Below are 26,289 nucleotides of genomic sequence, written 5' to 3'. Positions count from 1 at the left end.
CTTTTTCTCCTCAAATCGATTACAGACGCCTATACCAATTTTCTGTGATGTAAAATCGCTTTGTCAGTTGTCTTACATCATTGTCATACAGGCTTTATCGACTTGCCACATTCGTTGTGTAACGATCCCGCGCCACGCCGCGGCGAGACACGGTTCCAGACCAAGGATTTGAAATGCGTTATGCGATCTATTTCACGCCGCCTTCCAGCGATGCGCTTCTGAAGGTTGCGGCCAACTGGCTGGGGCGCAATGCCTTTAGCGGTGAGCCGGTCAAGCTGCCGGCGATTCGCTCGCTTGGCACGGAAGAGATTGCATCGCTGACCGAAGAACCGCGTCGTTATGGTTTTCACGCCACGATGAAAGCGCCGTTTCGGCTGAATGACGATCTGACGGAAAGCGAACTTCTGTCGGCGCTGATGCATTTTGCATCGTCGGTGGAGCCCGTCATCATCCCGCGCCTGAAGCTTCGGGCCATCGGGCCGTTTTTCGCGCTGGTGCCGCATGAACCAGTCACGGCCTTGAACCAGCTCGCCAATGATGTTGTCGTCGCGCTGGATCGTTTTCGCGCTCCGCTCAATGAAGCTGAAATTGCCAAACGCCGTCCTGAGCGCCTGAATGAAGCGCAGCGTCACAATCTGGAACGCTGGGGTTATCCTTACGTTTTTGAAGAGTTCCGCTTCCACATGACCCTGACTGGCCCGGTCGCGGAAGGTGATCGCGCGCGGATCGAGCGTCGGCTGGAAGAATTCTTTGCACCGCTTCTGAACGATCCGGTCGAGGTTGCGAATCTCGCACTGTTCGTGGAACCTGAGAAGGGCGCGCCCTTCGAGATTCATTCGCTGCATCCGCTAACAGGTGGAATTACGAAGACGCGGACCCAGCGGGCAGTGGGGAGGCCTTAAGTGATGACCAGTGAAACTATCCTGCGTAACGCGCGCATCGTTCTCGCAGACGATCTCATCAAAGGCTCGATCAAGCTCGTCGATGGTCAGATTGCAGATATTGCCAGCGGGTCGTCATCGGTCGGCGAAGACATGGAAGGCGACTTCCTGACACCGGGTCTGATCGAGCTGCACACCGACCATCTGGAAGGGCACTATGCACCGCGCCCCAAAGTGCGCTGGAACCCGATTGCCGCCGTACAGGCGCATGATGCGCAGATTGCCGCTTCTGGTATCACCACCGTCTTCGATGCTTTGCGCATCGGTTTGGATGATGATGCGCAAACCGGCATCGACGACATGCTGAAGCTTTCCACGGCCATTGCAGAGGGTCGTGCGGCGGGCAGGCTGCGTGCCGACCATTTCCTGCATATGCGTTGCGAAGTGTCTGCGCCCGATTGTCTTCCGGCCTTTGAACGTTTCGGCAGCCACCCGCTGGTCATGCTGGTTTCGCTAATGGACCATGCGCCGGGACAGCGGCAGTTCACCAATCTGGACGCCTACAAGGCCTACTTTCTGGGCAAGAACAAGCTGTCGGAAGAAGAGTTCCGGATTTATTGCGAGCGCCGCATCGGCCAGTCGCAGATTTATTCCGCCAAGACGCGCAAGGCGATTGCCGATCTGTGTCATGAACGCGGCGTGATCCTTGCAAGCCATGACGATGCAACGCTCGATCACGTGGCAGAAGCGCGTGAACAGGGCATTCGCGTTGCCGAGTTCCCGACAACCCACACGGCGGCGAAAGCCTCGAAAGAATCTGGTATGTCGGTGCTTATGGGCGCGCCCAATGTGGTCCGTGGCGGCTCGCATTCGGGCAACGTTTCAGCGCGAGAATTGGTCGAAGCCGGACATCTCGACATCATCTCATCGGATTATATCCCGGCCAGCATGATGCAGTCGGCATTCTTTCTGGCTGATGTCTTGGATGGCATTTCATTGCCGCAAGCTATTCGTCTGGTTTCGAAGAACCCTGCGCAGGCTGTGGGCTTTGACGATCGTGGCGAAATAGCCGAAGGCAAGCGCGCCGATCTGGTGCGTGTTCAGGTGGCCGAACATGTGCCGATCATACGGACCGTTTGGCGCGAGGGGCGGCGGGTCATTTAATTCTGGCTCTGACGGCCTGCAAATGGCGTTGTTCTGCGCTTCCGGTGCTCATGTGCTGAAGCACACTGCGCGCCGGTTCTCGAACTCCACCATTTTCGGCTCATCATAACCAGAATTTCGTCGCGCTTATCCGACCGAAATGGTTTCACCGACGGCAAGGCTGAGCTTGCCGTCGTCGGCCACGCTCAGTGCCAGCTCGCGATAGCTGTCGATGCTTCGATGCGAGGTTTCCGGCGAATGTGGGTGCGTTGCCGTGACGACAACCACGCAAGCACCAGCTGATTCTCCGGCGACTATGCCCGCCGGTGCGTCTTCGAACACCAGACAGCGATGCGGATCAAAGCCAAGTTTCTTTGCGCCAAGCTGAAAGCATTCCGGGCTCGGCTTGCCGCGTTCAACATCTTCCGCCGAGACAATGGTCTTTGGCAGCGGCAATCCTGCTGCCTTGATGCGGCGACGGGCCAGTTCAAGCGGGGCTGACGTCACAATCGCCCAACGGTTTTCCGGCAGCGCGTTCAGGAAGTCGCAGACGCCATCGATTGGAACGATACCATCCAGATCGGCCATTTCAGCTTCCAGTAGAATTGCAGCTTCCTGATCGGGGTCGAGGCCGATATCGAGACGGCGGACTGTATCGACGGCGCGCACGCCGTGAATTGTCGGCAAAAATGTAACCGGATCGATCCCGTGACGCTTGGCCCATTCTCCCCAGACGCGCTCGGTCGCCGCAATGGAGCTGAGAATCGTGCCGTCCATGTCGAACAGGAAGGCATCGAAGGATTTGCCGAATGGGGAAAGGTAGGTCACGCCGGATTTCCTTGAATGATGAGAAAAGAATCGGAGGGGATTGCTTAGGACGCGATCATAATGCGCAAATGCGACCAAAGTCACAGCCTGTTCGCCTTTAAAGGCGCTGGTCGGTGCTGAAACCGATGAAATATAGCGATAAGGTTCTATATTGGAGCTTAGCTGCAAAACTTGAACATTTCGCGCAAGTGTGGCTTTTTGCGCCATTCTAACGGCAGATTGCCAGCATTCTGATCGAATGATCTGAAATCATTCCTTGAATCGCCTTCTTAGGATTTATGTCTAAATGACTGATGCAACATCGAAAAACCGCAACTATCCGGACTATCGCTTCGCCGTTGCGCCGATGATCGATTGGTCCGTCAGACATTGCCGGTATCTTCACAGGCTCTTTTCGAAGCGTGCATTGCTTTATACGGAAATGGTTGTGGCGGATGCGGCGATCCATGGTCCGCGCGAACGTTTGCTCGGTTTCGATGCGGCAGAACACCCAATCGCCTTGCAGTTGGGCGGGTCTGACCCAGCCAAGCTTGCAGAAGCGGCGAAAATCGGGATCGGCTTTGGTTATGATGAGATCAACCTGAATGTCGGCTGCCCATCAGACCGCGTCCAGTCGGGTACATTTGGCGCTTGCCTGATGCAGACGCCCGAAATCGTGGCGCGTTGTGTCGAGGCGATGAAAAACGTTGTTTCTGTTCCGGTCACGGTCAAGTGCCGTATCGGCGTCGACGATCAGGACCCGGAAGTGGCGCTGGATGCGCTCGCTGATCTGGCGCTTGCCGCCGGAGCCGACGCCCTGTGGGTGCATGCACGCAAGGCATGGCTAAAAGGTCTGTCTCCGAAGGAAAATCGTGAAATCCCGCCACTCGATTATGATCGCGCCTATCGGTTGAAGGCCCGTCTCGGCGATGTTTTCGTTGGCATTAACGGCGGTATTACCACGCTCGATGACGCCAAAACCCATCTGGAACATATGGATGGGGTGATGCTCGGGCGCGCCGCCTATCACAATCCCGCCTTGCTGGCGGAAGTGGATGCCCGTCTGTTTGGCGATGACCCCGTCGCTGTTGATATGGCGGATATTATCGAGGCCATGTGCGAGTATACCGACCGGCATATCGCATCGGGCGGCAGGCTTTCGAATGTGAGCCGCCATATGGTGGGTCTGTTCAGTGGCTTGCCGGGCGCTCGCCGCTGGCGTCAGATGCTATCCACCGACGCGACAAAGCCTGGCGCGAACAGCGATGTGTTGCGTGAAGCCTATGCCGCTGTAGCCGAGGCCAGTGCCGAAGCGGCTTAATCGATCAGGATCAACTGGTCGCCACGTACCGTAAAGCCCCCCAGCGTTTGCAGAAAATTCATCCCGAGCAGACTACCGGTCATCAGACCTTCCTTGGTGACCATGGCGCGAATGTTTTGGCGCTCGATGTCGCCGATCTGCAAGTTCGCGATGGTTATGCTTGCGGCGGAAGCGGTGCCATTGGCTGTCATCACCGGCACATTATAGTTCAGTGACGCTGTATCAAGGCCTGCGCGCTCCGCGTCTTCCTGTGACAGAACAACCGAAGAAGCGCCCGTATCGACCAGAAAATGCACGCGCGCGCCGTTGACGCGGCCATTCACTTCGAAATGGCCGTTGGAAGCCTTGGCAAGTGTGACTGTTACAGCGCCTTCGGCGTTTCGCCCGGAAATCGGACTGCCGGGGATAAGGCCTGCGGTGATCCGGCTTGCAGCGTCCTGAAGATCGTAGCGATACTGATAGCCCGCGACGAGACCGAGAATAATCACCGCCCAGACGGCCATATTGCGCGCGAAATCCGAAAGCTTGATGCCGGAGCCGAGCAGACCGGCAGCGAGAACCACGCCCCATATGCCGAGATAGGCTGCACGGGCGAAGACATCATTGTCGAGCCCCAGCGTGGTACCGCTGTCATTGTTGGACATCAGCAACAAAGCGACGATTGCGACGGCGGCAATAACGAGCCAGAAAAAGCGCCCCATCAGCCTACTTTCTTTTCAATGAGAATTTCATGCCGGTCGGGCAGAAGCGATAGTACCGTGATTTGCTCTTCGGCGGTCATGCGCGACCAGCGCGTAATTTCATCGAGCGTGCGCGCGCAACCCAGACAAAAGCCGGTTTCAGCGTCCATCGTGCATATCAATATGCAGGGTGATTTGATTGTCGCCGTGTTCATGAGTGAAATGTGGTTGCATTACAGGGTCATGACAAGCCCGATTAACACAGCAAGGGAAGCGATTTGTTGCGCAGCGCCCAAGGTGTCGCCGGTCTGTCCGCCGATTTTCGACATGCAAAGCCGGGCAAAGCCGACAAGCAGCAGCGTCACAAGAACAAGTGTGTTGATCACCGACAGGACGCCGCCGGAAGGGATCAGCCCGACCGCCATGATGACGAAACCGAGTGCCGCGCCGCAAACCACTGTTTCCCAGCTCGGCGCGCCAACGCTGTCGGCAAGTCCACCGGGACGGGCTGATGGCAGGCTATGCCAGAAGGCGAGCATGGCAGAGCGGCTTGCCGCTTCACTGGCGATCAGCGCAAGCAGGGCATAGCCGGGACCCGCGCGCTCCATAATGGCTGTCAGCAGAGAAACCTTGATGCCGACCCAAATGATGAGTGTGAGTGCGGCGAAAGTGCCGATGCGGGAATCCTTCATAATGTCGAGGCGACGCTCCGGCGTCGCTCCGCCGAAGAAGCCATCGGCCGTGTCGCCAAGCCCATCTTCATGCAATGCGCCGGTCATAGCCGCTAGTACGCCAACTGCGATAAATCCGCAGGCGAGGGCAGGCAGATGCAGAGAATTGGCGATTATCAGCGCGATGCCAGCAAGCAGGCCCAGCACCGCACCGGCAAGTGGAAATGCGCGTGCATTGCGTAGCAGCGAATCGTCCGTGTTCTCGAACCAGCTTGGCGGAAGCGGAAGGCGGCTCAGAAAGCCGAGCGACCGGATTGTATCGCCTATGAAACCATTTCGCTGCAAATGACTGCTCCGCAACACTTTATCGCCCATAGGACTATTTAGGGCTCGCGATATTTCGCCTCAAGGGCCATCGGCTCGAAGAGGTGATTTGAAAAATTGTGTGAGTGCTTATAGGACGTGCCAAACAGATTTGCATCTCCCATGATCGATTGGACTGAACGATATGAGCGCCAGTGGCCTTCCCTTTGACGATTTTCGTGAACTGATCCGCAATCTGCCCGGTCCCGATCTGGGTGCTGAACGGGCAGTGCGCGAGCGCGAGGTAACTCTGACCAAGCCTGCCGGTTCGCTGGGACGTCTTGAAGACATCGCCGCCTGGCTTGCAGCCTGGACGGGCAAGCGCACGCCGCAGATCAATCGCCCGCTGGTCGCAGTTTTTGCAGGCAATCACGGCGTCACCGCCAAGAACATCACGCCGTTCCCGTCCAGCGTCACGGCGCAGATGGTTGAGAACTTCGCGGCAGGCGGTGCGGCGATCAACCAGATCTGCATTGCCAATGATCTTGGACTGAAGGTTTTCGATCTGGCGCTGGAACATCCGACTGCCGATATCACCGAAGAACCGGCCATGGATGAGCGCACCTGTGCGGCGACCATGGCATTTGGCATGGAAGCGATTGCCGGTGGCACCGATCTCCTCTGCATTGGTGAAATGGGTATCGGTAACACGACCATTGCGGCGGCGATTGCACTCGCATTGTTTGGCGGTACGGCGGAAGACTGGGTTGGACCGGGCACGGGCTCGACGGGCGATCTGTTGCAGCGCAAGCTTGCAGCGGTCCGTCAGGCGGTTGCCTTGCATCAGGCGCATCTGAAAGACCCGCTCGAAGTGCTGCGCCGCCTCGGCGGACGTGAAATCGCAGCCATGGCTGGCGCCATTCTGGCCGCCCGCATGGAAAAAATCCCGGTGATTATCGACGGCTTTGTGGCGTCTTCGGCTGCGGCCATACTCTATGCCGCAAATCCGGAAGCGATCGATCATTGCCTGTTTGGCCATGTCTCGGCTGAACCGGGCCATCGCTTGCTGCTTGCAAAACTCGGCAAGGAGCCGCTTCTCGATCTCGGCATGCGTCTCGGCGAAGGAACCGGCGCTGCCCTCGCTGCCAGCATCGTCAAGGCGGCTGCGCAGTGCCACAGCGGCATGGCCACCTTTGAACAGGCTGGCGTGGCTTCCGCAAAGCACTGATAAAAAGCTCAGCACAAAAAAGCCCGCCGATCGGCGGGCTTTTTTGTGAAGCTCGGTTCCAGTCAGTTCTCGATCGTCACGCGAACGGTGATCGTGTTGGAATTGACAGGCAGCGTCATGCGCATTCTTGCGCGTGGCTGCGAAAGGCGCTTGTTGCGGGCTGCGTGGCTAACCAGCAGGCCGACGAGATCACGGGTTTGAAACCCGGTGCCGCGGCGCACATCGGCAATTCGCAATGCGGCTTGCTTGAGTGTCTGCACCGAGAACAGCCCGCCGAGTGCAGGCGCACGGTTTTCTTCATGAGACCAGACGGTCTTCAGCGGTGGTTGTACGTAAGTGTCTTTCATATTGGACATCTCGAAACCCTCTACGCTTTACAAAATTCGGGTTTGAAGCTGTTGCGAGGGGCGAAAGTCCCCTCGCGCTTGATCAGTTGGCAACGGCATAGCAGCCGAAGCTCTTCTTCTTGAGAGATGCGCAGGCATCCCACGCAGCCTGCTTCGAGTTGAAGCCGACAAAACGGGCACGGTAGTAAGTGGCGTTGCCCTTGCTGAAGGTTTCCGTGTAGGGCGATGCACTGCGCAGCGCGCCACCGACAGACGAGGAAGCCTTGGCAAGCATGTCGCGCGCCTGGCCTTCGCTTGGCAGAGAACCGATCTGGATAGCCCAGCCGCCAGCTGATGGCGCCGAAGCGGTCGTGACCGGGTCAACATCCTGCTGCGATGCCTGAGCCTGCGCTTGGGCCTGCAACGTTCCCGATGGGATAGAGGCCTTTGGCGTCGGACGAACGGCTGCCTGGGCGGCAAGAGCGGCCGGACGGGCGGTCGGAGCGGCCAGAGCCAGCACCTGCGGCTGATCCGCATCGCCTTCACCGGATTCGTTATTGATCGTGTCGTTGACCGTTTCTACGCGTGCAACTGGAACAGGCGCCTGTTTCGCCTTCGGCAGATCGACGGCGGCAACGGTTTGCGGCACGTCATTCGTCGCGGCAATGAGGGCGTCTGTGCTGCGGCCACGTTTGGCCTGCGGCAGGTATTTGTTGATCAGCTGCGCCATATGGGCATCACGGCTTGCACCGGTATTGCCGCCCATGACAACGGCGACGATGCGGCGGCCATCGAGATTGACCGACGAAACGAGGTTGTAGCCGGAAGCATTGGTATAACCGGTCTTGATGCCGTCCACGCCTTCGATGCGGCCGAGCAGGCGGTTGTGACCATTGATGGTCTGACCGCGATAAACGAAGCTGCGGCGCGAGAAATAGGCGAATTCACGCGGGAAATGCTGACGCAGCGCAATGCCGAGAATCGCCATGTCGCGCGCTGTGGAATGCTGCGCCATGTTCGGAAGGCCGGATGCGTTGCGGAAAGTGGTGTTGCGCATGCCGAGACGACGCGCTTTGGCGGTCATCATCTGGGCAAAACGCTCTTCCGAGCCGCCAATATATTCGCCGACCGCGGTAGCCGCGTCATTGGCGGATTTGGTGACCATGGCGAGCGCTGCATCTTCGGCGCGAATGGTCTGGCCGGGGCGGAAGCCGATCTTTGTTGGCGGACGTGCGCGGGCATAAGCCGACACAGGGATCGGCGTATCGCGGTTGATGCGCCCGGCCTGCATGGCCTCAAACAGCATATAAAGCGTCATCATCTTGGTCAGCGAAGCGGGATAACGCTGCGCATCGGCATTCGCGGCAAAAAGCGTCTTGCCCGTGTTCGCATCGACGACGATTGCAGCATACCTGTCGCTTGCGGCAATAGCCGGTATCGTGGTGGAGGCTGTCGAACAGCCCGTCACGGTCGCGAGAAGGAGCGTAGCTTGCGCCGCTTTTTTCAGGGCATATGCGACTTTACTGAATGCCAAACGCACGATGATGACCTATCTGAATGCTGGCCTATGAGCTGGCCTTGCCGGAACTTTTATGCTGCGGCACAAAAGGCACACAGCGATCTAATTCCTCCACCCTAATGTCATCAGCGTTACCAATCCGTTTATGGTAAGCGTGTCGTTCATAATTATCCGAAATTTTTTTGGTCGCCCGATGTGGTTCCCACCTTTGATCACGCATTTATGAAGACCGTTTTGCGGCTTAACGGCATCTGTTCGGACAAAATGCGACGGTGGTTTTTTGCAGAAAGCGTTAGCAAACCGGGCCTTGACCTATATTAGTTGTGTCAAGGGGCTCGCTGGTAATAAGTCTCGGTTGCAAGTGCCACTGAAGGGCTTAAAATCAGCAGGAAAAGACCTACATATTGACGCAGGGCGGGGTCGGCAGATGGGCATTTGGGTACAGGTTTCATGAGGCATTTCAATACAATCATGCAAAGCAAGACCGATGGCGGGAACGGGCCGGATAACGGCACCGTTGTGGTCACGCGCACGCAGCCTAAAACCAAGAAGCCCAGCCTCTACCGTGTCCTGCTTCTAAACGACGACTACACCCCCATGGAGTTCGTCGTACATGTCCTGCAGCGTTTTTTCCAAAAAAGCCTTGATGATGCCACGCGCATCATGCTGCATGTTCACAATCACGGTGTTGGTGAATGCGGTGTATTTACATACGAAGTCGCCGAGACCAAAGTGAGCCAGGTCATGGATTTTGCCCGCCAGAATCAGCATCCGCTGCAATGCGTGATGGAGAAAAAGTGAGGTCATATGCCATCGTTCTCTCCCAGCCTTGAAAGGGCACTGCATCAAGCCCTGACAATCGCAAACGAGCGGCATCACGAATATGCTACGCTCGAACATCTTTTGCTTGCCCTGATCGACGATCAGGATGCGGGCGCAGTGATGCGCGCCTGCAACGTCGATCTGGACCACCTGAAGCGCGTCGTTACCGATTATATCGACCGCGAACTGGATAATCTCGTCACCGGCTATGACGAGGATTCCAAACCGACGGCCGCCTTCCAGCGCGTAATCCAGCGCGCAGTCATTCACGTCCAGTCGTCGAATCGTGAAGAAGTCACGGGCGCCAATGTGCTCGTCGCCATCTTCGCGGAACGGGAAAGCCATGCTGCCTACTTCCTTCAGGAACAGCAGATGACCCGTTACGACGCCGTGAACTATATTTCGCACGGCATTTCCAAGCGTCCACAGAGCGGCGAAACCCGTTCGCCCCGCGGCGCTGAAAATCCGAGCGAAGAGCAACGCCCCGGCGTGGAGCAGGAAGAGGGACCGAAGAAGAAGCAGGACGCCTTGTCCGCTTACTGCGTCAACCTCAATGACAAAGCCAAAGCCGGTCGTATTGATCCGCTGATCGGTCGCGACAGCGAAATCAGTCGGACGATTCAGGTCCTGTGCCGCCGCTCGAAGAACAACCCGCTTTATGTGGGTGATCCCGGCGTCGGCAAGACGGCCATTGCCGAGGGTCTCGCAAAGCGTATCGTGGAAGGGCAGGTTCCTGAAGCGCTCGCCGACGCGACGATTTTCTCGCTCGACATGGGCACGCTTCTGGCTGGTACGCGCTATCGCGGTGACTTTGAAGAACGTCTGAAGCAGGTCGTGAAGGAACTCGAAGAGTTTCCGGGCGCGGTTCTGTTCATCGACGAGATTCATACGGTCATCGGAGCCGGCGCGACTTCGGGCGGTGCGATGGATGCATCAAACCTGCTCAAGCCTGCGCTTTCTTCCGGCGCGATCCGTTGCATCGGGTCGACGACCTATAAGGAATATCGCCAGTTCTTCGAGAAGGATCGGGCCCTTGTGCGTCGTTTCCAGAAGATCGACGTCAATGAACCGTCGATCCCGGATGCGATTGAAATCATGAAGGGGCTGAAGCCTTACTTCGAGGATTTCCACAAGGTCAAATACACGGTCGACGCCATTAAGTCGGCGGTGGAATTGTCCGCGCGCTATATTTCGGATCGCAAGCTGCCCGACAAGGCGATTGATGTGATCGACGAAACCGGTGCGAGCCAGATGCTTTTGCCGGAAAACAAGCGCAAGAAGACCATCGGCGTAAAGGAAATCGAAGCGACCATCGCGACGATGGCCCGCATTCCGCCGAAGTCCGTTTCGAAGGATGACGAACTGGTCCTGTCGCATCTCGATGCGGAGCTGAAGCGTGTCGTCTATGGTCAGGATCTGGCTATCGAAGCGCTATCGGCCTCGATCAAGCTGGCCCGTGCGGGTCTGCGTGAACCGGACAAGCCAATCGGCTCCTATCTGTTCTCCGGCCCAACCGGCGTGGGTAAGACGGAAGTTGCCAAGCAGCTTGCTGCTTCGCTCGGCGTGGAGCTTCTGCGTTTCGACATGTCGGAATATATGGAGCGCCATACGGTTTCGCGGCTCATCGGCGCGCCTCCAGGCTATGTCGGCTTCGACCAGGGCGGTCTTCTGACCGATGGCGTCGATCAGCATCCGCATTGCGTGCTGCTGCTTGATGAAATCGAGAAGGCCCATCCGGACCTCTACAACATTCTGTTGCAGGTCATGGATCATGGCTCGCTGACTGACCATAACGGCAAGAAGATCGATTTCCGCAACGTGATCCTGATCATGACCACCAATGCCGGTGCGTCGGATATGGCCAGAGCGGCAATTGGCTTCGGCTCCACGCGGCGTGAAGGCGACGATATGGAAGCGATCAACCGGCTGTTCACGCCGGAGTTCCGCAACCGTCTCGATGCGATCATTCCCTTCGGTCCGCTGCCGGTTCCGGTCATTCATCAGGTCGTGCAGAAGTTCGTTCTTCAGCTGGAAGCACAGCTTGCCGAACGTGGTGTCACCTTCGAACTGACCGAAGGCGCAATCGCATGGCTTGCCGACAAGGGCTATGATGAGCGCATGGGTGCACGCCCGCTCGGACGTGTCATTCAGGAGCATATCAAGAAGCCGCTGGCTGATGAAGTGCTGTTCGGAAAGCTCAAGCACGGCGGCACGGTGCGCGTCGACGTGATCACCAAGGCAGACGGCAAGACCGACCTGTCACTGGAATCCGTTGCCGAGCAGCCTGTGAAGCCGAAGAAGGACATTCCGGCGGAGAAGAAGATTTCTCCTCGTCGGAAGGCCGCACCGAAGAAGGCTGAAAAGGAAAAGGTTCTCGCCGGTAAGGACGAACCAGCTCCTAAGCCAGCCGCCAAGGCGGCGCCGAAAGCTTCGACTGCCAAGTCCTCGGTACCGAAAGTACCGCGCAAGAAGTAAAGCCTGATAAGGCGGCCCCTCTTCGGAGGGGCCGTTTTTGTTTATGGGGGAATATGCAGTTCAAAATTCGACCGGCCACGCCGTCTGATATGCCGCGTATAACGCATGCCAGAACTTCGGTAAGAGAAAACCATCTGTCTGTAGAACAAATGGCCGATATGGGGATTACTGAAGTAAGCGTCTCAGAAATGATTCAGACGTCTCTTTGCTGTTGGGTCGCTCTATACGACAATGAGATTGTCGGTTTTTCGATGATTGATAACGCTGAAGGTTCGCTTTTTGCGGCATTTGTTCTTCCGGACCATGAAGGTAAAGGCATCGGAAAGCGGTTGGTGCAAATCGCAGAGCAAGAACTTGTTCAAGCGTCACGCGCTGATTTGGCTTGAGACAGGAGCGTCAACGCGAGCTGCTGGCTTCTATCGGAGCATGGGGTGGGGGAACGATAAGACTGTCGGGCCTGACTACATTCGCCTCGAAAAGCGGCGGGCGTCTGAAGGTGGTCTTTCTTGAAGTGGCGCTTACCGCGTTAGAATTTTGTTTTAACGCACCTTGTCACCCGAAAACCATTTCACACTTTTCGGTATGCATTCTAACGTGTCTCCATGCCAGCGACTCAACTTCCCGATCAGCCTCCGCAACAGGACGTGACTTCAGCGCATAGCGGTCAGCATTTTCGCTGGTTCCTGCGTGGTTGTGGGCGCATTTTCAGCATTCCTGCCATATTGCTGATGAGTTCGTTTGTCGGCTTTGCCGGACTTGCCATTGAAAGCGGCATCTCGGTCGGGCAGGCGGTGTTTATGACGCTGACCATCTGGGCGCTACCGGCCAAGGTCGTGCTGATTGGCGCTATCAGCGCCGGCGCGACATGGCCAGCCGCCGCACTCGCTGTCGGCCTGTCGTCGGTGCGGCTTATGCCGATGGTGGTGGCGCTTCTGCCGGAACTCAAAGGACCGAAAACGCGCAAGCTGACACTGGCGGCGCTGTGCCATTTCGTGGCGGTCACGGCATGGGTCATGGCGATGGAGGAGTTGCGCAACATTCCGCGCGACATGCGCACCAGCTATTTCGCCGGAATCGGTTCGGTTCTGGTTGGCACCAATGCGTTGGTCGTCGCCATTGTCTATATGCTGTCGTCGTCGTTCCCGCCGGTTGTGTTTGCTGCACTTTTCCTGCTCACGCCGATGTATTTTCTAACCTCGCTCTGGCGGTCAGCGCGCGAACGGGCAGGGCAGGTCGCCATGGCGTCCGGCCTGCTGCTTTTTCCGGTCTTTCACCAGTTCATGCCGGGATATGACTTGCTCTGCACCGGCATTGTCGGCGGACTGATCGCCTTCGGCTTTCACCGGAAACGCAGCTTGGCGAAGGAGGAGGCGCTATGAACTGGAACAGTTTCGACAGCTGGTGGTGGCCGTTCGTCTTCATCATACTGGCGGGATCGCTGCCAACCTATATCTTTCGCGTCATGGGCGTGATCGTTGGCGGGCGGGTGCGCGAGGATTCCGAGCTGCTCGTACTGGTGCGATGCATCGCAACGGCGCTGGTCGCAGGCGTGATTGCGCAGCTTATCCTTTATCCGAACGGTGCTCTTGCCGATTCGCCGATCTGGTTGCGGGTCGGAGCAGCCGGTGCAGGATTTGCCGCTTATCTGATGGCCGGCAAGCGTCTGCTCGTCGGTATCGCGGTCGCGGAAATCCTGCTGGTTACCGGGTTGCTGACGCTCTAAAACGGAGACTTATCAGAGCGCTGCGCGAATTTTCTCAGCATTTGCTGAAAGAACGGCGGGGTCTTCCATCTGGCCGGTATGCGGCTTGAGAGCAACGCCTTCAAAACGCGGAATGACATGGAAATGCAGATGATAGACGGTCTGGCCGGAAGCCGGTTCGTTGAACTGCATGACGGTGACGCCATCGGCATTAAACGCCTTCTTCACCGCCTGTGCGATTTTCTGCACGGTTCCGATCACGATAGCCAGCGTCTCGGGCTTGGCGTCGAGCAGGTTGCGCGACGGTGCTTTCGGCACGACCAGCGTGTGGCCGGTGCCCTGCGGCATGACATCCATGAAGGCGACGACATCGTCGGTTTCGTAGACGCGGGTGGACGGAATTTCACAGCGCAGGATTTTTGCGAAGATGTTGTTGTCGTCATAGGTGGCAGACATGCGATTCTCTCCAATGCTGGAATTCGCCCAAATCTGACCGCATGGAGCGCATTTAGGCAAGCTTCGTTGGATCAGTCTTCATGGCGATAGGGGGTATGTTCCTCCAGCGCCTCGTGAATTTGTTCAACCTCGCGCCGTTCCCGATCAAGATAGTCACTCACGGCATCCCGAAAACTTTCATTGACGATGTAATGCGCGGAATGGGTGGTAACAGGCACATAGCCGCGCGCGAGCTTGTGTTCGCCCTGCGCGCCTGCTTCCACCACGCGCAGCTTGCGCTCAATGGCGAAATCGATGGCTTGGTGATAGCAGACCTCGAAATGCAGGAAGGGGTGATCTTCGATACAGCCCCAGTGCCTGCCGAACAGCCTGTCGCCGCCGATGAAATTGATGGCGCCTGCGATATAGCGCCCGGCGCGTTTCGCCATGACCAGCAGAATATCCTCTGCCATAGTTTGGCCGATCAGCGAATAGAACTGGCGGTTGAGATAGGGGCGGCCCCATTTGCGGCTGCCTGTATCCATGTAGAACGCAAAAAAATCGTCCCAGACCGCTTCCGTCAGGTCGCTTCCGGTCAACCACTCTATTTCAATGCCGTCGGACAAGGCTTCACGCCGCTCCTTTTTGAGCGCTTTGCGTTTGCGCGAAACAAGCTCACTCAGGAAGTCATCATAATTGGAAAAGCCGTTGTTTATAAAATGAAACTGCTGGTCCGTCCGATGGAGGAAGCCTGCGCGCTCAAGCGCTGCGATTTCGTCGGGCAGGGCAAAGGTCACATGAGCCGAAGATACGCCTGCTTGGTCCGTCAGCTCGCGCAAGCCGCCCGCCAGCGCCAGCCGCACAGCTTCGTCGTCATAGGCGATATGGTTGAGCAGACGCGGTCCGGTTGCAGGCGTGAAGGGAATCGCTGCCTGAAACTTCGGGTAGTAACGCCCGCCTGCGCGTTCAAATGCATCCGCCCAGCCGTGATCGAACACATATTCGCCTTGGCTGTGGCCCTTGAGATAATTCGGCACGACGCCGAGCAACTCGCCACGACTATTTTCGAGGCGAAGATGGCGCGGCAGCCAGCCCGATTTTCGAGAAACGGAACCGGACTCTTCCAGAGCGGACAGGAAAGCGCGGGTTGTAAAAGGATTATAGTTCGCATCCTGCCGGGAAGCCCCGGCAAGACTGCTCCACTCGTCTTCTGTAAATTCGCTGATATTTTCAACGATGCGAAGAACGAAGCTTTCTTCACTGTGCGGATCTTCGTCGTTCACCGCAAATCCTTTGTTGTCAGGCGACCAGTGCGCGCGGATCGAACCCTTCGAACGTTATCTGTTCGACATTGAGTTCGCTGTACTTTTGCATCTCGCGGTCACGGACAGTCCAGCTGATGACTGGCATATGCAGCTTTTCCCGCACGAAGGTGACGAACGGGTTCGGCAGATGGTGCACATTATAGGATACGAAGGAAATGCCATGCGCGAGCATGGAGAAATGCGCTTCGAAATTCTGCGGGCGCGTGCCTTCCGCAGTCAGCCCGCCCGGAATGCCCGGCGCGTCGCTTGCAAAGCGGCGGATCAGGTGATGGTCGAACGACATGATGGCGGCTTCGCCCTTGTATCCGGCGAGTTCACGCGCAACGGCTGCGACCAGCCCATCGTCACGACCTTCGATGCCTTTCAGCTCGATCACCAGTGGAACACGACCATCGACCAGATCGAGCATCTGGCGAAGCGTCGGTACACGCTCTTCAGTGCCGCCGACATGAAGCGCGGTTGCTTCAGCCAGCGTCAGATCGCTGATACGGCCCTCGCGCCCTGCAAGGCGTTGCAGGTCGTCATCATGGAAAACGACCACGCCGCCGTCTTTCGTCAAATGCACATCGCATTCGATGGCAAAGCCAGCCTTGGCGGCAGCTTCAAAGGCAGCCAGCGTGTTTTCCCAACGGGTCTTGTTCAGATCATGCAATCCGCGATGCGCTATTGGGCGCTTTGCGAGCCATTCGATAGAGGACATTATGCAACCTCGATAATCGCTTCGACTTCAACCGGTGCGTTGAGCGGCAGGCTGGCGACGCCGACAGCGGATCGCGCATGTTTGCCTGCATCGCCCAGAACGGCGACGAGCAGATCCGACGCGCCATTGGCGACGAGATGCTGTTCAACGAAATCGGCCGTCGATGACACGAAAACAGTGATCTTTACGATGCGCTTGATCTTTTCAAGATCGCCGAGTGCGGCCTTGGCCTGTGCGAGAATATTCACGGCGCAAGCGCGCGCAGCAACCTGACCATGGGCAACCGTCAATTTGTCGCCAACCTGGCCAGTGTGCACAAGTTTGCCATTTTCCAGCGGCAGCTGGCCAGACGTGAGCAAAAGCGAGCCTGTTTCAGCAAAAGGAACGTAGTTTGCGGCAGGTGCAGCCGCTACCGGCAGGGATATACCCAGATTTTTCAGGCGGCTTTCGATCGTGTCGGTCATTGCATTAATCCTTGCTTGCAAAGGGACTTCTCCGTCAACCTATAGGCAGAATCGGTGAAGCTTTTGGGAAGGGTGCGTTTTTTGCCTCGCTTCCGCCACGAGTTTTTTTATCATGCTTGTCAACTCATCGGGAGATTCATGTATGCGTTTTTTGAAGCCGGGTTTTAAGGTTGCTGTAGCTGCAAGTGGAACCGCTGCCTGTGTGTGGGCTGGACTTGCGAGCGTGGCCCAAGCGGCTTCGACTGTAACGCTGGTGCCGCACCGTGCCGTTTATGACCTGACACTGGACCGTGCCGATGAAAAGTCGGGAATCAGTGGCCTGACCGGGCGCATGGTTTACGAGTTCAACGGATCGGCCTGCGAAGGCTATACGACCAACTTCCGTTTCGTGACCCGCATCGACATGGAAGAACAACCGCAGCGCGTGACCGATCAGCAGACGACGACGTTTGAAGGCAATGACGGCAAGAGCTTCCGTTTCGTCAATAAAACCTTCGTTGATAAGGATCTCGTCAAGGAAGTGCGCGGCGATGCCAAGCTTGAAGGCGGCAAGACCGTTGTGGAACTTTCGAAGCCGAAAGAAAACAAGATTGATCTGCGGGCAACGCAGTTTCCCACCCAGCATATGGAAGAGCTGATCGGCAAGGCGGAAGCGGGCGAGAAGTTTTACCAGACCTCGCTGTTCGACGCCTCTGAAGATGCCGACCGCGTGGTCGCCACCACGGTAGTCGTTGGCAAAGGGCAGAATCCAGCCGATGACGAAACCAAGTTCATGGGCAAATTTTCCAAGGATCCGGTCTGGCCAGTGACCATTGCCTATTTCGATGACAAGGAAAAGCAGGACGGACTGCCGATCTATCGCATCAACTTCAAACTTTACCGCAACGGCATTACCCGTGACCTCACCATGGACTATGGTGACTTTGCCATGCGCGGTAAGCTTGTGAAGCTCGATGTATTCGACAAGGCTGATCAGAAGGCCAGCTGCAAGTAGTAAATGTAAAGTGACATATATTTATATGAAGGCTACAATGCATTGCATTGTATCCTTTTTATTTATTTAATGGATTTTTATATGAGAAAGATACTGTTTGCATTGCTGTTATCTTTTCTTGGCGTTTCTTTTCCGTAGATTTTCATTCTTGGGATAATTATATAAGCCAGTAATCCGACCGTGGGCGCTGAAACGCTTTCATCCTGCGGACGGATTGCGGTATATTGGCCAAACGACTTGCAATTCATGGCGTGATCGGTTAACAGCGCGCCTATTCCACACACGGGATTGGGCTTTTGTCGGGAGAAATCCGGCAAGAACCTCCGGTGGCGAGCAATCGCCTCAGCCCGTGGAGGTTAAACCGGAAAAGGAAAATAAAGATGGCATTGCCTGATTTCAGCATGCGCCAGCTTCTGGAAGCTGGTGTTCACTTCGGCCACCAGACCCACCGCTGGAACCCGAAGATGGCGCCTTTCATCTATGGCGCTCGTAACAACATCCACATCATGGACCTGTCCCAGACCGTTCCTCTGCTGCACAACGCGCTGAAGATCGTTTCGGACACCGTTGCTCGCGGCGGTCGCGTTCTGTTCGTCGGCACGAAGCGTCAGGCTTCGGACATCATTGCCGATGCAGCAAACCGTTCGGCTCAGTACTACGTCAATGCCCGCTGGCTCGGCGGCATGATGACCAACTGGAAGACGATCTCCAACTCGATCCAGCGTCTGCGCAAGCTCGACGAACTTCTGGCTGGCGAAGGCCAGGGCTTCACCAAGAAGGAACTTCTGAACCTTCAGCGTGAGCGTGAAAAGCTTGACCGCGCACTCGGCGGTATCAAGGACATGGGTTCGGTTCCTGACCTGATCTTCATCATCGACACCAACAAGGAAGCAATTGCTATCCAGGAAGCCAAGCGTCTTGGCATTCCGGTTGTTGCTGTGATCGATTCGAACTGCGATCCGGACCAGATCGACTACCCGATCCCGGGCAACGACGACGCCGCACGCGCCATCTCGCTCTATTGCGATCTGATTGCACGCGCTGCTCTCGACGGTATTGCTCGCCAGCAGGGCGCAATGGGCATCGACATCGGTGCACAGGCTGAAGCTCCGGTTGAGCCAGCTCTCGAAGCTCCGGCTGAAGGCGCTTAATCAGCGCATGATTTCATCCATCCGTCATATCTCTGATAGAGGCGGATGGATAATCTCGTTTCATTCCGGCGCAAGGCGTGATTCCGAAGCACGTTTGACGGTTTTCGGACAAAAACACGCTACGTCAAAATAGCGCCGGTTCAAAGTTGGCACACCCATTCGGTGTGCCTTCGCTTTCGTGAAAGGCGACACAATGAGCATTTCCGCATCTCAGGTTAAAGAACTCCGCGAACTGACCGGCGCTGGCATGATGGACTGCAAGGCTGCTCTTGCAGAAACCAATGGCGACGTCGAAGCTGCTGTCGATTGGCTGCGCGCCAAGGGCATTGCAAAGGCTGACAAGAAGGCTGGCCGTACGGCTGCTGAAGGTCTGGTTGGCGTTGCATCTTCCGGCAACAAGGCTGTTGTCGTTGAAGTCAACTCCGAAACCGACTTCGTTGCCCGCAACGACGCTTTCCAGGATCTGGTTCGCAAGATCGCTCAGGCTGCCCTGGCAACCGACGGTTCGACCGAAGCTGTGGCCAACGCCAATGTCGACGGCAAGTCCGTCACCGAAACTGCCAAGGACGCAGTTGCAACCATCGGCGAAAACATCAGCTTCCGTCGCTCGGCTGCCCTCAGCGTTTCGCAGGGTACCGTTGCAACCTACATCCACAACGGCGTTGCTGACGGTCTCGGCAAGCTCGGCGTTCTGGTTGCTATCGAAACCGCTGGTGATGCAGAAGCTGCAAACGCATTCGGTCGTCAGGTTGCCATGCACGTTGCTGCTATCAACCCGCTCGCGCTGACCGCTGAAGACGTTGATCCGGCTGCCGCTGAACGCGAAAAGTCGATCTTCATCGAGCAGGCTCGTGAATCCGGCAAGCCGGACAACATCATCGAAAAGATGATCGAAGGCCGTATGCGCAAGTTCTACGAAGAAGTCGTTCTTCTTTCGCAGGCTTTCGTCATCAATCCGGACCTGACGGTTGCAGCTGCCCTCAAGGAAGCTGAAGAGACCATCGGCGCTCCGGCCAAGATCGTCGGCTTTGCCCGCGTCGCTCTCGGCGAAGGCATCGAAAAGGAAGAAAGCGATTTCGCTGCTGAAGTCGCTGCTGCTGCCAAGGGCTAATCAGCTCTTTCTTCCTCCGAAAGCGACTTTCTGCTTTCAGAACAGGCTTTAGCCTGAAAAGGCTTTTGATTATGAAGGGCATCGCGTGACAACGCGGTGCCCTTCGTGTATCGGAACCCAACACAATCACTTTATTTCGATCAGCGGAGAGCATTCCATGTCCGGCAAGCCCGCCTACAAGCGCGTCCTTTTGAAAGCCTCGGGCGAGGCATTGATGGGCAGTCAGGGTTTCGGCATCGATGTTTCCGTCGCAGACCGGATCGCCAACGATATCAAGCAGGCCCGTCTGCTGGGTATCGAAGTCGGCGTGGTGATCGGCGGCGGCAATATTTTTCGCGGTGTAGCGGTGGCGTCCAAGGGCGGCGACCGCGTGACCGGCGACCATATGGGCATGCTGGCGACGGTGATCAATTCGCTGGCGCTGCGCACTTCACTGCACAAGATCGGCGTTGATGCCGTTGTTCTCTCCGCCATAGCAATGCCTGAAATCTGCGAGAGCTTCTCGCAGCGTCAGGCTACGGCCTATATGGACGAGGGCAAAGTGGTGATTTTCGCAGGCGGCACGGGCAATCCGTTCTTCACGACCGACTCTGCTGCTGCGCTGCGCGCGGCGGAAATCGAAGCGGATGCGCTGTTGAAGGGCACGCAGGTTGACGGCATCTATTCGGCTGATCCGAAAAAGGACCCGACCGCGACGCGTTTCGACACGCTCACCCACAAGGAAGTTCTCGATCGCGGCCTTGCTGTCATGGATACGGCTGCCGTCGCCCTTGCGCGCGAGAACAACATTCCGATAATAGTCTATTCCATCCATGAAAACGGCGGCTTGGCCGAAATTCTGCAAGGCAAGGGACGCTGCACGATCGTTTCCGACAATTGATCAACGATGATCGTTCACATGTCTTGCTGCGTATCGAAGGAGAATATGCATGAGTGATGCTTTTGACATCAACGACCTGAAACGCCGCATGGAAGGCGCAGTCAATTCTTTGAAGCACGATCTGAACGGTCTTCGCACCGGCCGTGCTTCCGCCAGCCTGCTTGAGCCGATCACCATCGAAGCCTATGGCGCAACGATGCCGATCAATCAGGTTGCCAATATCACTGTTCCTGAATCGCGCATGCTTTCGGTTTCCGTCTGGGACAAGAGCATGGTTGGTGCTGTCGAACGCGCTATTCGCGATTCCGGTCTGGGCCTTAACCCGATCACCGATGGCATGACGCTGCGTATTCCACTGCCGGAGCTGAACGAACAGCGCCGCAAGGAGCTGGTCAAGATCGCGCATCAATATGCCGAGCAGGGCCGCATCGCCGCTCGTCACGTCCGCCGCGATGGCATGGACACGCTGAAGAAGCTGGAGAAGGACGGCGACATCAGTCAGGATGACAGCCGGGTTCTGTCCGAAAAAGTGCAGAAGCTGACCGACGACACCATTGCTGAAATGGATAAGGTCGTTGCCGTCAAGGAAGGCGAAATCATGCAGGTTTAGTGCGGTAAATCCGAAATTCGCGTATCTCGCAGCGGGGTTGCGAACGAATTTCGGATTTAAAGCCACACTAGCAATACACAGACTCTGGTGTGGCCTACGAATTTGAAGTCCCGTAACGTGGATGCCATGTTAATAACGGGGAACTTCAAATTCATCACACCATGACCTGCGTGATTATCGTATAGGGAGAGCCAGGAATGTCCGATCCGCGCCACATCGCCATTATTATGGATGGCAATGGCCGTTGGGCGAAGGCGCGTGGTTTGCCACGCAGCGCCGGGCATCGTGCTGGCGTTGAGGCTTTGCGCGAAACGGTGCGGGCGGCAGGTGATCGCGGTCTTGGCTATCTCACGCTTTTTGCGTTTTCTTCCGAAAACTGGTCGCGGCCGAGCGGTGAGGTCAATGACCTGCTCGGTCTGCTCAAACTGTTCATTCGCCGCGACCTTGCCGATCTTCATCGTAACAATGTGAAGGTTAGCATTATTGGCGAGCGGGAAGGGCTGACCGACGATATTCGCGGGTTGCTCACCGAGGCGGAAACTCTGACCCGCCGCAATACCGGCCTCAATCTGGTGATTGCCTTCAATTACGGTTCACGCGACGAGATCGTCCGTGCGGTCAAGAGCCTGGCGCGCGATGTTGCTGCCGGTCTTCTGGACCCGTCGTCGATTTCTTCCGAGCTGATCTCGGCCAATCTCGATACTGCTTCCATGCCCGACCCGGACCTCATCATCCGCACCAGCGGTGAGATGCGTCTGTCGAATTTTCTGCTTTGGCAGGCTGCCTATGCGGAGTTCCTGTTTATGCCGGGGCACTGGCCGGATTTCCGTCCGGCAGATCTTGATGCTGCCTATGAAGTGTTCCGCCAGCGCGAACGTCGCTTTGGTGGCGTCGAGGCGCGGAGCAATCTTGAAACCAGCCTCGAAGATTGCGAAGAGGGCAGCCGGGCTATCGGGCAATAGATGTCATGACGGATCGTTTCGCTGCCATGCTTCTCTATTGCCGTGTTCCATCGCATCGCATGCCCTGACGCAGCGCAAGCCGAAAGGTCTCAATGTCCAATCTGCAAACCCGTATTCTCACCGCCATCGTGCTCGGCGCAGCGGCCTTATGGCTGACCTGGGTAGGCGGGTTGGGTTTCACGCTTTTCGCAATCGCTATCGGTCTGGCGATGTTCTACGAATGGACGGCACTCAGCGCCCCGCGTCAAACCTCGTTTTCCCGAATGCTCGGCTGGGCTTGGCTGGTTCTGACAAGCGTTCTTCTGATTCTGGATCGCAGCGCGTTGCTGACTATCGGTACGCTTCTGCTTGGAACACTGATTCTTCTCGCCACCCAGTGGAAAACCGGTCGGGCGTGGCCCGCAGCCGGGCTTTTCTATGCTGGCTTCTCGGCAATATCGCTGTCGCTGCTGCGTGGTGACGAACCTTTCGGCTTTACGGCCATTGTCTTTCTGTTCGCCGTCGTCTGGTCCACGGATATTGCAGCCTATTTCAACGGACGTGCCTTGGGTGGGCCGAAGCTGGCACCGCGTTTTTCCCCCAACAAGACTTGGTCAGGCGCCATTGGCGGTGCTGCAGCAGCTGTTGCAGGCGGCATTCTGGTCGCATCACTGGTGGCAACACCGGGCAGCTTGATCGTGCCGCTTCTGGCTCTGTTGCTTTCCATTGTTTCCCAGATCGGCGATCTGGCTGAATCCTGGGTGAAGCGCCAGTTCGGCGCCAAGGATTCGGGGCGTCTTCTGCCCGGCCATGGCGGAGTGCTGGATCGCGTCGACGGGCTTGTCGCCGCCGCCGCACTTCTATACCTCTTTGGTGCCGTGATTGCTGAGCCGGATGTGCCATCTGCAATCTTTTTCAGTTTCTAAGCGGCAGACGATTCGTAGAGTACGAGGATCGGCGCGCCAATCGAGGTCGCAGTCGATCAACGGGTGATTTGTAAGGAGTAGTGATTTGCAGGAGGCTCTGGCCTTTTTCTTTGGCGGTGAAAGCCTGCTTGTCGGGACAATCGTACCGTTCCTTTTCGTTCTTACAGTCGTCGTTTTTGTGCATGAGATGGGGCATTATCTTGTCGCACGATGGTGTGGCATTGGTGCGCAGGCCTTTTCGATCGGTTTCGGCCCCGAACTGCTCGGCTTTACTGATCGGCGTGGAACGCGCTGGAAGCTTTCTGCGATTCCGCTCGGCGGCTATGTGAAGTTCATCGGCGATGAAAGCGAAACCAGTTCGCCTGTCGGTGTGGATAGCACTGCGCTGAGCGAGGAAGATCGCAAGCGTGCGTTCCATACCCAGCCTGTGTGGAAGCGTGCGGCAACGGTTTTCGCCGGACCTGCTTTCAATATCATTCTGACGATTGTCATTTTCAGCATTTTCTTTGCGCTTTACGGCCGCCAGATCGCTGATCCGCTGATTGCAGGCGTACAGCCCAACAGCCCGGCCGCCGCGGCTGGTTTTGAACCGGGTGATCGCTTTATCAGCGTAGAGGGCGAGAAGATCACCACCTTTTCCGATGTGCAGCGCATTGTTTCGGGCCGGGCAGGTGACACGCTCGACTTTACGGTCGAGCGCGGCGGCAAGATGGTTGATCTCAAGGCGACGCCTGCGACTGTCGAGCGTGTAGACCCGCTCGGCAACAAGGTGAAGCTCGGCGCCATTGGCGTGGAGACCACCGAAGCGGTTGGTAATTTCCGCCGTATTGAATACGGCCCGCTCGAATCAGTCGGGCAGGCAGTGATGGAAACCGGTTTCATCATCAGCCGCACGGGTGAGTTTTTCACACGTTTCGCTTTTGGCCGTGAGGACAAGTGTCAGCTCGGTGGGCCGGTCAAAATTGCCAATATGGCGAGCAAGGCGGCGAGCGCCGGCTTTGATTGGTTGATACAATTGACGGCTATGCTCTCCATCGGGATCGGGCTTTTGAACCTGTTTCCCCTGCCGCCGCTGGATGGCGGGCATCTGGTTTTCTATGCTGTGGAAGCAATCAAGGGCAGCCCGGTGTCACCGGGAGCGCAGGAAATTTTCTACCGTATTGGATTCCTCCTTGTGATGGGATTTATGGGGTTCGTACTTTTCAACGACCTCTTTGCCTGCTAGATCAATTGCCGACTGGCTCAGGCAGCGGTCCTAGGAATTGAAATCTTGGGGGATGGCGATCTTGGGGTTATTGGCTTGACCGGCCTGTCCGGTTAGGCTGGCCGCAAAGAGACGACACCTTGTCCGACGGAGGCCGGGCAAGGTGTTAAACAGAAGTGAACATTGGGAGCGACGACCGGAAAAGCTAAGCAATCTGTTTACCATAACTCACAATTCGCGTGGCACGGATGCCACGCTTGTTGCCTAAGTAAACAGAATTTAACCGCAACGCTTGCTTGTATGGAAAAACCGGCTAATACGGTTGTATCTGTACGCATTTTTCTGGGTTAATCGTCCCGGGGACAGAAACGAAGGTTCGGAAAGCCTATGACGGCAAGTTCTAAATTCTTTGGCGCCGCGTCTGCGCTCGCCATGTCGGTGGCTCTAGTGGCTTCGGGTACTGCAGCGCTCTCGCTGGCATCCGTGAATGTCGCGGAAGCTGCCGTTGTGAGCCGTATCGACGTTCGCGGCAATACGCGTGTTGATGCGCAGTCCATTCGCGACAATATCGACATTCGTCCGGGTAAGGCCTTCACCAGCGCTGATATTGATGCTGCGGTGAAGCGTCTTTTCGCCATGGGCCTGTTTTCGGATGTTCGCATCAATCAGTCCGGCAGCACGCTCGTCGTGACCGTGAACGAACGTTCCGTGGTCAATAATGTCCTGTTCCAGGGCAACAAGAAGATCAAGGATCCTGATCTGACGCGCGCCGTCCAGCTGAAGCCGCGTTCGCCTTACGATGCGGCGACGATGGAATCGGACAAGGAAGCCATCAAGGCTGCCTATGCACATATCGGACGCAGCGATGCGACCGTGAATGCACGCACCGTCGATCTCGGTCAGGGTCGCGTCAACGTTGTCTATGAAGTCAACGAAGGCTCGCGCACCAAGATTTCCAATATCGAATTCGTCGGCAATCAGGCCTATAGCGGCCGTCGTCTGCGCGATGTCATCTCCACCAAGCGTTCGAACCCGCTGTCGTGGCTGACCCGTAATGACGTTTACGACGAAGGCCGTTTGCAGGCTGACGAAGAAACGCTGCGTCGCTTCTATTACAATCGCGGCTACGCGGATTTCCGCGTTGTTTCGTCGAATGCGGTTCTTGATCCGTCGACCAATGAATACACGATCACCATCACGGTCGATGAAGGTCAGCGTTATACCTTTGGTGATGTGAGCGTTGAAAGCACCGTTGATGGCGTTGATACCAACGCGCTCGGCGGTCTCGTGAAGACCCGTTCGGGTCGCGCTTATAGCGCCAAGGAAGTTGAAGATTCCGTTCTGGCTGTGACCGAAAGCGTTGCCGGTAGCGGTTATGCTTTTGCCAAGGTTGAGCCGCGCGGCGATCGTAACTTCGAAAACCGCACGATCTCGGTCGTTTACAGTGTCGATCAGGGTCCGCGCGCTTACATTCAGCGCATTGAAATCCGCGGCAACGACAAGACGCGCGACTACGTGATTCGTCGTGAGTTCGACATGAACGAAGGCGATGCCTTCAATCAGGTCATGGTGCAGCGCGCCAAGCGTCGTCTTGAAGCTCTGGATTTCTTCCAGACGGTCAATATCTCGACCGCTCCGGGCTCCGAGCCGGATCAGGTGATCCTGGTTGT

Annotated in this window: 28 protein-coding genes; 18 read left to right on the top strand and 10 right to left on the bottom strand. The window is 56.7% G+C overall.

The window, feature by feature from the left end; genetic code table 11:
- Positions 1-173: 173 nt before the first annotated feature.
- Both ACTJKP_RS18985 and ACTJKP_RS18980 read left to right on the top strand, forming a co-directional pair.
- Positions 174-902 (top strand): DUF1045 domain-containing protein, encoded by a 729-nt coding sequence (locus ACTJKP_RS18985; protein WP_440631782.1) that lies wholly within the window; start codon positions 174-176, stop codon positions 900-902.
- A gap of 3 nt (positions 903-905) precedes the next feature.
- The gene (locus tag ACTJKP_RS18980) at positions 906-2,045 is read left to right on the top strand and encodes an alpha-D-ribose 1-methylphosphonate 5-triphosphate diphosphatase (RefSeq protein WP_440631781.1); all 1,140 of its coding nucleotides are present in this window, start codon (positions 906-908) and stop codon (positions 2,043-2,045) included.
- A 126-nt stretch (positions 2,046-2,171) separates the two neighbouring features.
- On the opposite strand, the gene ACTJKP_RS18975 is transcribed toward ACTJKP_RS18980, so the two are convergent.
- Positions 2,172-2,852: an HAD family hydrolase gene (locus ACTJKP_RS18975; protein WP_440631780.1), complete on the bottom strand. Its 681-nt coding sequence runs from the start codon at positions 2,850-2,852 to the stop codon at positions 2,172-2,174.
- 286 nt (positions 2,853-3,138) lie between these two features.
- Between ACTJKP_RS18975 and dusA the strand changes: the two genes are divergently transcribed.
- The gene (dusA, locus tag ACTJKP_RS18970) at positions 3,139-4,152 is read left to right on the top strand and encodes a tRNA dihydrouridine(20/20a) synthase DusA (protein ID WP_440631779.1); all 1,014 of its coding nucleotides are present in this window, start codon (positions 3,139-3,141) and stop codon (positions 4,150-4,152) included.
- Here the strand turns inward: dusA and ACTJKP_RS18965 are convergent.
- Genes ACTJKP_RS18965 through ACTJKP_RS18955 form a run of 3 tightly spaced genes read right to left on the bottom strand, consistent with a single transcriptional unit; the run spans position 4,149 to position 5,848 of the window.
- On the bottom strand, positions 4,149-4,853 hold the full coding sequence (locus ACTJKP_RS18965; protein ID WP_440631778.1) for a TIGR02281 family clan AA aspartic protease: 705 nt from the start codon (positions 4,851-4,853) through the stop codon (positions 4,149-4,151). The two genes, dusA and ACTJKP_RS18965, sit on opposite strands and share 4 nt — an antisense overlap.
- Entirely contained in the window at positions 4,853-5,047 is a 195-nt protein-coding gene (locus ACTJKP_RS18960; protein WP_151589552.1) for a DUF1289 domain-containing protein, read from the bottom strand. Before ACTJKP_RS18960 ends, ACTJKP_RS18965 begins: the two co-directional genes overlap by 1 nt.
- A gap of 18 nt (positions 5,048-5,065) precedes the next feature.
- Entirely contained in the window at positions 5,066-5,848 is a 783-nt protein-coding gene (locus ACTJKP_RS18955; protein WP_440631777.1) for an adenosylcobinamide-GDP ribazoletransferase, read from the bottom strand.
- A gap of 163 nt (positions 5,849-6,011) precedes the next feature.
- Here ACTJKP_RS18955 and cobT point away from each other — a divergent pair, with 163 nt between their 5' ends.
- The gene (gene cobT, locus ACTJKP_RS18950) at positions 6,012-7,034 is read left to right on the top strand and encodes a nicotinate-nucleotide--dimethylbenzimidazole phosphoribosyltransferase (RefSeq protein WP_078338479.1); all 1,023 of its coding nucleotides are present in this window, start codon (positions 6,012-6,014) and stop codon (positions 7,032-7,034) included.
- A gap of 62 nt (positions 7,035-7,096) precedes the next feature.
- Here the strand turns inward: cobT and ACTJKP_RS18945 are convergent, their stop codons facing one another.
- Both ACTJKP_RS18945 and ACTJKP_RS18940 read right to left on the bottom strand, forming a co-directional pair.
- A complete protein-coding gene (locus tag ACTJKP_RS18945; RefSeq protein ID WP_078340821.1) occupies positions 7,097-7,390 on the bottom strand; it encodes a hypothetical protein in 294 nt (97 codons plus the stop codon).
- Positions 7,391-7,463: 73 nt separating this feature from the next.
- Complete coding sequence (locus ACTJKP_RS18940) at positions 7,464-8,900, bottom strand: D-alanyl-D-alanine carboxypeptidase (RefSeq protein ID WP_078340822.1); 1,437 nt, start codon at positions 8,898-8,900, stop codon at positions 7,464-7,466.
- A 429-nt stretch (positions 8,901-9,329) separates the two neighbouring features.
- On the opposite strand from ACTJKP_RS18940, the gene clpS reads away from it, so the two are divergent.
- From clpS to ACTJKP_RS18915, 5 genes are all read left to right on the top strand, one after another.
- Positions 9,330-9,680 (top strand): ATP-dependent Clp protease adapter ClpS, encoded by a 351-nt coding sequence (gene clpS / locus ACTJKP_RS18935; RefSeq protein ID WP_078340823.1) that lies wholly within the window; start codon positions 9,330-9,332, stop codon positions 9,678-9,680.
- Positions 9,681-9,686: 6 nt separating this feature from the next.
- Positions 9,687-12,176 carry an ATP-dependent Clp protease ATP-binding subunit ClpA gene (clpA, locus tag ACTJKP_RS18930; RefSeq protein ID WP_440631776.1) on the top strand — a complete coding sequence of 830 codons (2,490 nt, stop codon included), beginning with the start codon at positions 9,687-9,689 and terminating at the stop codon, positions 12,174-12,176.
- Between the two features lie 53 nt (positions 12,177-12,229).
- Positions 12,230-12,562, top strand: coding sequence for an N-acetyltransferase family protein (locus ACTJKP_RS18925; RefSeq protein WP_440631775.1), 333 nt, complete (start codon positions 12,230-12,232; stop codon positions 12,560-12,562).
- A 342-nt stretch (positions 12,563-12,904) separates the two neighbouring features.
- Positions 12,905-13,555 (top strand): AzlC family ABC transporter permease, encoded by a 651-nt coding sequence (locus tag ACTJKP_RS18920; protein ID WP_113533606.1) that lies wholly within the window; start codon positions 12,905-12,907, stop codon positions 13,553-13,555.
- A complete protein-coding gene (locus tag ACTJKP_RS18915) occupies positions 13,552-13,899 on the top strand; it encodes an AzlD domain-containing protein (RefSeq protein WP_138786817.1) in 348 nt (115 codons plus the stop codon). Before ACTJKP_RS18920 ends, ACTJKP_RS18915 begins: the two co-directional genes overlap by 4 nt.
- A 12-nt stretch (positions 13,900-13,911) precedes the next feature.
- Here the strand turns inward: ACTJKP_RS18915 and ACTJKP_RS18910 are convergent, their stop codons facing one another.
- The 4 genes from ACTJKP_RS18910 to ACTJKP_RS18895 form a co-directional block, all read right to left on the bottom strand.
- A complete protein-coding gene (locus ACTJKP_RS18910) occupies positions 13,912-14,334 on the bottom strand; it encodes an HIT family protein (RefSeq protein ID WP_440631774.1) in 423 nt (140 codons plus the stop codon).
- 71 nt (positions 14,335-14,405) lie between these two features.
- Positions 14,406-15,596: a GNAT family N-acetyltransferase gene (locus tag ACTJKP_RS18905; protein ID WP_440631773.1), complete on the bottom strand. Its 1,191-nt coding sequence runs from the start codon at positions 15,594-15,596 to the stop codon at positions 14,406-14,408.
- 16 nt (positions 15,597-15,612) lie between these two features.
- A complete protein-coding gene (locus ACTJKP_RS18900) occupies positions 15,613-16,338 on the bottom strand; it encodes a glycerophosphodiester phosphodiesterase (protein WP_440631772.1) in 726 nt (241 codons plus the stop codon).
- Positions 16,338-16,802 carry a RidA family protein gene (locus ACTJKP_RS18895; RefSeq protein WP_109369174.1) on the bottom strand — a complete coding sequence of 155 codons (465 nt, stop codon included), beginning with the start codon at positions 16,800-16,802 and terminating at the stop codon, positions 16,338-16,340. Before ACTJKP_RS18895 ends, ACTJKP_RS18900 begins: the two co-directional genes overlap by 1 nt.
- 142 nt (positions 16,803-16,944) lie before the next feature.
- Between ACTJKP_RS18895 and eipB the strand changes: the two genes are divergently transcribed.
- From eipB to bamA, 9 genes are all read left to right on the top strand, one after another.
- Entirely contained in the window at positions 16,945-17,796 is an 852-nt protein-coding gene (eipB, locus tag ACTJKP_RS18890; RefSeq protein ID WP_440631771.1) for a cell envelope integrity protein EipB, read from the top strand.
- 380 nt (positions 17,797-18,176) lie between these two features.
- The gene (rpsB, locus tag ACTJKP_RS18885) at positions 18,177-18,947 is read left to right on the top strand and encodes a 30S ribosomal protein S2 (RefSeq protein WP_113533587.1); all 771 of its coding nucleotides are present in this window, start codon (positions 18,177-18,179) and stop codon (positions 18,945-18,947) included.
- A 193-nt stretch (positions 18,948-19,140) separates the two neighbouring features.
- Complete coding sequence (tsf, locus tag ACTJKP_RS18880) at positions 19,141-20,058, top strand: translation elongation factor Ts (RefSeq protein ID WP_440631770.1); 918 nt, start codon at positions 19,141-19,143, stop codon at positions 20,056-20,058.
- A gap of 157 nt (positions 20,059-20,215) precedes the next feature.
- The gene (pyrH, locus tag ACTJKP_RS18875; protein WP_078340835.1) at positions 20,216-20,938 is read left to right on the top strand and encodes a UMP kinase; all 723 of its coding nucleotides are present in this window, start codon (positions 20,216-20,218) and stop codon (positions 20,936-20,938) included.
- Positions 20,939-20,987: 49 nt separating this feature from the next.
- On the top strand, positions 20,988-21,548 hold the full coding sequence (frr, locus tag ACTJKP_RS18870) for a ribosome recycling factor (RefSeq protein WP_078340836.1): 561 nt from the start codon (positions 20,988-20,990) through the stop codon (positions 21,546-21,548).
- A 197-nt stretch (positions 21,549-21,745) separates the two neighbouring features.
- The gene (locus ACTJKP_RS18865) at positions 21,746-22,510 is read left to right on the top strand and encodes an isoprenyl transferase (protein ID WP_078340837.1); all 765 of its coding nucleotides are present in this window, start codon (positions 21,746-21,748) and stop codon (positions 22,508-22,510) included.
- A gap of 92 nt (positions 22,511-22,602) precedes the next feature.
- Positions 22,603-23,415 carry a phosphatidate cytidylyltransferase gene (locus tag ACTJKP_RS18860; RefSeq protein ID WP_440631769.1) on the top strand — a complete coding sequence of 271 codons (813 nt, stop codon included), beginning with the start codon at positions 22,603-22,605 and terminating at the stop codon, positions 23,413-23,415.
- Between the two features lie 85 nt (positions 23,416-23,500).
- Positions 23,501-24,640 (top strand): RIP metalloprotease RseP, encoded by a 1,140-nt coding sequence (gene rseP / locus ACTJKP_RS18855; protein ID WP_440631768.1) that lies wholly within the window; start codon positions 23,501-23,503, stop codon positions 24,638-24,640.
- Positions 24,641-25,006: 366 nt separating this feature from the next.
- The coding region (gene bamA / locus ACTJKP_RS18850; protein ID WP_440631767.1) for an outer membrane protein assembly factor BamA at positions 25,007-26,289 on the top strand (1,283 nt) is incomplete at its 3' end.

Origin of the sequence: Brucella sp. 22210, from assembly GCF_052045675.1 — a bacterium.
In the GTDB taxonomy this organism is placed as follows: Bacteria; Pseudomonadota; Alphaproteobacteria; order Rhizobiales; family Rhizobiaceae; genus Brucella.
Note: the sequence above shows the minus strand (reverse complement) of the source record. Positions and strands in the feature narration are given on the sequence as shown.